The organism is Mesorhizobium sp. M1E.F.Ca.ET.063.01.1.1 (assembly GCF_003998155.1).
In the GTDB taxonomy this organism is placed as follows: Bacteria; Pseudomonadota; Alphaproteobacteria; order Rhizobiales; family Rhizobiaceae; genus Mesorhizobium.
Genome location: NZ_RZSC01000399.1, coordinates 1 through 5,433 on the forward strand (window position 1 = coordinate 1; position 5,433 = coordinate 5,433).

Annotated in this window: 4 protein-coding genes and 1 pseudogene; 3 read left to right on the forward strand and 2 right to left on the reverse strand. The window is 63.9% G+C overall.

The window, feature by feature from the left end:
• Positions 1–83: 83 nt before the first annotated feature.
• Positions 84–1,850: an acyl-CoA dehydrogenase family protein gene (locus tag EOA29_RS23665; protein ID WP_126095268.1), complete on the reverse strand. Its 1,767-nt coding sequence runs from the start codon at positions 1,848–1,850 to the stop codon at positions 84–86.
• A 430-nt stretch (positions 1,851–2,280) separates the two neighbouring features.
• Between EOA29_RS23665 and EOA29_RS23670 the strand changes: the two genes are divergently transcribed.
• Both EOA29_RS23670 and EOA29_RS23675 read left to right on the forward strand, forming a co-directional pair.
• The gene (locus tag EOA29_RS23670) at positions 2,281–2,517 is read left to right on the forward strand and encodes a hypothetical protein (RefSeq protein ID WP_127221638.1); all 237 of its coding nucleotides are present in this window, start codon (positions 2,281–2,283) and stop codon (positions 2,515–2,517) included.
• A 76-nt stretch (positions 2,518–2,593) separates the two neighbouring features.
• Positions 2,594–3,754 carry a glycoside hydrolase family 25 protein gene (locus EOA29_RS23675; protein ID WP_127221640.1) on the forward strand — a complete coding sequence of 387 codons (1,161 nt, stop codon included), beginning with the start codon at positions 2,594–2,596 and terminating at the stop codon, positions 3,752–3,754.
• A 21-nt stretch (positions 3,755–3,775) separates the two neighbouring features.
• On the opposite strand, the gene EOA29_RS23680 is transcribed toward EOA29_RS23675, so the two are convergent.
• Positions 3,776–4,618, reverse strand: coding sequence for an AraC family transcriptional regulator (locus EOA29_RS23680; RefSeq protein ID WP_127221642.1), 843 nt, complete (start codon positions 4,616–4,618; stop codon positions 3,776–3,778).
• Between the two features lie 247 nt (positions 4,619–4,865).
• Between EOA29_RS23680 and EOA29_RS23685 the strand changes: the two are divergent.
• Positions 4,866–5,433: pseudogene (locus EOA29_RS23685) on the forward strand (alpha-glucosidase/alpha-galactosidase); the annotation flags it as partial.

The window sequence follows — 5,433 nt, forward strand, 5'->3', positions numbered from 1 at the left end:
GTTCATGCGGATGATCTGCACTGCGCCCTGGCGCTCGATGAGGATATGGTCGGTCACGATGGTTCCTTCGAATGACAGGCTGTTCAGGCGATCAGCGCCTTGCCGGCGGCGGCGAGGCTGTCGGCGCCGTCGATGATGCGTTCCTTCAGAGCGCGCGTCTCGCCAAGCAGGTTCTCGGCAAAGAAGCGGCAAAGCGGAACCCGGCCACGGTCGGCAAGGCCGCCCTGCGCCAGATAGGCGCCGCCGGCGGCAAGTGAGATCAGCCGAAGGTAGGGCGTGGCGCCGGCCATTGCGGCATCGGCCTTGCCGTCGGCCATCAGCCTCTGCAGGAAACGCGTTGCTTCGTCGAGATCGGCGAGCGCCCGATCAAGGTTGTCGGCGGTGCGGCCGAAGCCTTCGATGTTTGAGGTGCGCACTCCATCGGCCACCGCCTTCAGTTCGCCGATATAGCGATGCACATGCTCGCCGCCGCCGAGCGGCAGTTTTCGCGAGACGAGGTCGATCGCCTGGATGCCGTTGGTGCCTTCATAGATCGGCGCGATGCGTGCATCGCGATAGAGCGCTGCCGCGCCCGTCTCCTCGATGAAACCCATGCCGCCATGCACCTGGACGCCGAGCGAAGCGACCTCGACGCCGACATCGGTGGAAAAGGCTTTGGCAAGCGGCGTCAGCAGATTGGCGCGGTCGCGCCAGGTGGCGGCGGCCTCGCCCTCGGCAACGCGGGCGCGGTCGATGGCATGTGCGCAGGAATAGCTGATGGCCCGCGCGATCTGGGTCAGCGCCCGCATGGTGAGAAGATTGCGCTGCACGTCGGGGTGATGAACGATCGGCGCCATGCCGGACCCCGAATAGTCCGACGCCTTGCCCTGGCGGCGCTCGTTAGCATAGGCGATCGCCTTCTGCGTCGCCGTCTCGGCCACCGCCACGCCCTGCATGCCGACGGCAAGGCGGGCGTTGTTCATCATCGTGAACATGCAGGCGAGACCCTTGTTCTCTTCGCCGATCAGCCAGCCGATGGCGCCAGGCGTCATGCCCTCAAAACCGTCGCCATAGATCATCGTGCAGGTCGGCGAGGCATGGATGCCGAGCTTGTGCTCGAGGCCGGAGCAGAAGACGTCGTTGCGGGCGCCGAGCGAGCCGTCCTCGTTGACCAGGAATTTCGGCACCAGGAACAGCGAGATGCCGCGCGTCCCGGCCGGCGCGTCGGGAAGTCGCGCCAGCACCAGATGGACGATGTTGTCGGTGAAATCGTGCTCGCCGTAGGTGATGAAAATCTTCTGGCCGAAGATGCGGTAGGTGCCGCCGCCGGCGGGCTCGGCGCGGCTGCGCAGGGCCGCGAGGTCAGAGCCTGCCTGCGGCTCGGTCAGGTTCATCGTGCCCATCCACTCGCCGGAGACGAGCTTGGCGAGGTACTTTTCCTTCAGCGCGTTGGAAGCGTGCTTGTCGAGCGCTTCCACCGCGCCCATGGTCAGCGTCGGGCCGATGCCGAAGGCCATGGCGGCGGAATTCCACATTTCGAGCGCGGCGACGGCGAGCATTGTGGGCAGGCCCTGGCCGCCGAATTCCTCCGGCCCCGACAGCGCGTTCCAGCCACCTTCGATCCAGCGCCGGTAAAGCTCCTTCCAGCCGGGTGGCGTGGTGACGGCCGCATCCTTCAGCACCGCGCCATGCTCGTCGCCGATCTTGTAGAGCGGCGCGACTTCCTCGCTGGCGAAACGGCCGGCCTCGGCCAGGATCGCGTCGACCAGGTCTTCGCCGAGATCGCCGAAGGTGCCGGCATCCAGCGCTGGCTTCAGCCCGGCCACATGCTTCAGCGTGAAGGCTATGTCCTCGACCGGTGCGCGATACATGACTGCTCCTCCTCCGTTTCGGCCAACCGTAGTCGCGTGGCCGAAGCGAGGCCATCCACCTTTGGGCCGGCCCGCATCTTCTTTTTACGTAAACGTCAAACTTTGTCACGCGGATTTTGCGGAGGTGGGACTTCGTCATCCACGGGCGGAGCGGGAGCGAAGCGGACGCGCAGACCCGAGGATCCATTCCGTGACCTCGTGCAAGGGCTCAGCGGAGCAGAATTCCGGATCGTCGAAACGCCTCAACGTCACGGAATGGATTCTATGGTCTACGCGCGTCGCTTCGCTCCTTGCTCCGCCATAGAATGACGAAGTCGCGAAGGCCATGACCAATTTTCAAGGCTGCAATTGCCGCTCAAAATTTCTACGACGAATTACATCCGGCTGGTATGATCCGCGAGTTGTAGACCAAAGCGCACCGGAATATCCCATGCTTGCCAGACCTGACGCCTATCGCTGCATCGAATGCGGCCTTCCCTATCGGGCGACGGGCTTCTGGTACCACGAGGGCAAACTCGAAAACGGACCAGCCTATTGGACGGACCGCGGCATATTGTGCTCGCCGCAATGCTCGCTGGCACATCACAAGAAGCGCGCCGCCGAAGGCACGCTGCCGCAGGAGCCGGCGCCCGATCCGTTCGAGGTGCAGCCGCTCTTCCGGCGCTGAGGGTCCAACGGTTTGAAAGCACTTCCTTAACCATAGCGGTTCAGGATCGTCCCCTGGTCAGTGGGGACAACCCTGATTGAAACAGCCGGCGCGCCCTCTTCGCCGCCTGGCGCTTCTCGCGGCGGCGGTTGCGCTGGGCACGGCGGCACAGGCCTCGGATTTCTCCGAGCCCTGGAAGAACGCCGACCGCGCGCTGGTGATCGACGCCTACGAATACAATTCCATCGACTGGGCTGAGCTCGCTACCGACAAGCGCGTCGTCGGCTTCATCAACAAGGCCTCCGACGGGCTGCCGCCGCCCTATTTCTGCTTCGGCGGCGAAACCGACGTCAAGCTCTGCAAGGCGCTGTGGAAGCGCTACGCGGTGACGCGCGAGCTGTTCCAGACGCGCAAGGTGGTGGCCAAGGCGCTCGGCCTGAAATGGGGCGCCTATCATCTTGCCCGCCCCGGCAATCCGGTCGAGCAGGCCAACAATTTCATCGATTTCGCCGAGCCCGCGCCGGACGATCTCATTGCCCTCGATCTCGAGGGCATCGATCCCGCGCAATGGATGTCGCTCGAGGACGCGGAAGAATTCGTGCGCCAGGTGCATCGCCGCCTCGGCCGTTTCCCTGTGCTCTACTCGAATGGCAAGACCGCCCAGTACATCGCCGACAACCGCTACACCTATCGGCTCTTGTCGCGGCTGCCGCTCTGGTACGCCCGCTACAAGCCGGACATCGGCGTGCATTTCCCGATGGGCAACTGGCAGGGCTACGCGCTCTGGCAGTTCTCGGCGCAGGCGAATTGCGGCCGCTTCCGCTGCCCCTATCGCGTGCCCGGCACGCCGAACGACATCGACGTCAGCGTCGCGCCGATGAAAGCCGACGAATTGCGCCAGCAATGGGCCTTCGGCGGGCTGATCGACGTGCCGGCGGATTACCTCGCCTCGATCCCGGTGCCGGTCCCGCGCGCAGCGGCGCTGGCCGGCAAGGTCACCATCACCTATGCCGACGTCGCGACGCCACCGACTTTCGAGGAGATGGTGGCGGTGCTCGGCGCGCGCTGGGATAAATTCCGCGACGGCTTCCGCATGCCGGTGGTGAAGACCGTGCCGCAGCGCCCGGGCTTCGGCATCGTCCAGTATGTTGCGTGGAAGCGAGCCGGGCAGCGAACGCCCGAACAGATCGACGCAGCCTTCGCGGCAGCCGACCCGGTCAGCACCGCATCGACGACACTCGATCGACCCCGCCACTGACCATTCGAGGTCAACTGCCCTTCAGCGATGGTTGCCGCGACTGGCATACATGCCGGTGGTGCGAAACTGCGTCGGGTTGATGCCGTAGCAGCGGCGAAAGACCTTGGAGAAGTAGTTCGCGTCTTCGAAGCCGCAGAGGACCGCAACCTCCTTGACCGGCAGGAAATCCGCTTTGGTGAGCAGCTTCGCCGCACGTTGCAGCCGTTGCTGCAGCACGAATTCAGCCGGCGGCAATCCTTCGCTTTCGGCAAAGCAGCGCGAGAAATGGGCACGACTGAGGCCGCTGATTTCGACCAGATCCGCCACCGGCAGCGGCTTGTCGAGATTGGCGTTGATGTGGTCGATGACAGGCTGCATGGCGCTCTGCTTTTCGGTGAAGGCATGCGAGCCGAAGATATCGTCATAGAGCGCCATCGCCGCTTCATAGGCGATCGCCGAAGCCGCGCCGGGCGAAGCGGCTCCCTTGATGAGGCGCAGGCTGCAATCGGCAAGGTGATCGACGGTCGCTGGCTGCAGCCGGAACACGGGACCCGAGACGCTGAGGATCGACTTGTGGATGCGCAGCGCCTCCTCGCCGTTCATCGAGATCCAGAAATATTCCCAGCGGTCGCCCTTGGCCAGCCAGTAGCGATGGTTGTGCGGCACCAGCACCAGCAGCGTGTCGTTCGCCTGCAGGCGGTAATTGCGGCTCTCGTAGCGCAACTGGCCGGTGCCGCTGATCGTATGCTGGAGAACCGTGAACGGGGTCTGGCCGCGCTTGCGACCGTCCCAGTCATAGGTCTCGTCCTCGCGCAGCTCGTAGCCCGTGCTCGTCGGCATGGCATGCAGGCGCTGGCGGCCGCGCGGCAGCGAGATCGTCCGCATCAGCTTTCCGTTGGCGATCAGGTCATGCAGCACAAAATTACCCTCGAAAGCATAATCCTTCTCTGGCCGCGCCTGCGAATAAGCGCATAATCCGGCTCCTCAAGAACGGGAAAGACCCGCGGTCGAGGAGCGGGCGGGAGGAGAAAAGCCGGATTTCCGGCTTTGAATGGCATGCACGCGCTGGCGTGCGGCCATATCCTCCCTTGCTGCTCCTTGCCTAACATTCGATTGCATCGAGGTGAAGGTGATGAGTTTCAAAATCGCTATCATTGGCGCCGGCAGCGTCGGTTTCACCAAGAAGCTGTTCACCGACATTCTGTGCGTTCCCGAATTCAAGGACATCGAATTCGCGCTGACCGACATCAGCGAGCACAATCTCGGGATGATCAAGGCGATCCTCGACAGGATCGTGGAAGCAAACAATTTGCCGACCAGGGTGACGGCGACGACCGACCGCCGCAAGGCGCTGGAGGGCGCACGCTACATCATCAGTTGCGTGCGGGTCGGCGGCCTCGAAGCCTATGCCGACGACATCCGTATTCCGCTGAAATATGGCATCGACCAATGCGTCGGCGACACGATCTGCGCCGGCGGCATTCTCTACGGCCAGCGCAACATCCCGGTGATCCTCGACTTCTGCAAGGACATCCGCGCGGTCGCCGAGACCGACGCCAAATTCCTCAACTACGCCAACCCGATGGCGATGAACACATGGGCCGCGATCGAATATGGCAAGGTCGACACGGTCGGCCTCTGCCACGGCGTCCAGCACGGCGCTGAGCAGATCGCCGAAGTGCTCGGCGCGAAATCGCCCA

Excerpts from the sequence above, each read along its gene's own strand:
- EOA29_RS23665 (WP_126095268.1), bottom strand. The coding sequence starts at position 1,850 with ATGTATCGCGCACCGGTCGAGGACATAGCCTTCACGCTGAAGCATGTG.
- EOA29_RS23670 (WP_127221638.1), top strand. The coding sequence starts at position 2,281 with ATGCTTGCCAGACCTGACGCCTATCGCTGCATCGAATGCGGCCTTCCC.
- EOA29_RS23680 (WP_127221642.1), bottom strand. The coding sequence starts at position 4,618 with ATGCGGACGATCTCGCTGCCGCGCGGCCGCCAGCGCCTGCATGCCATG.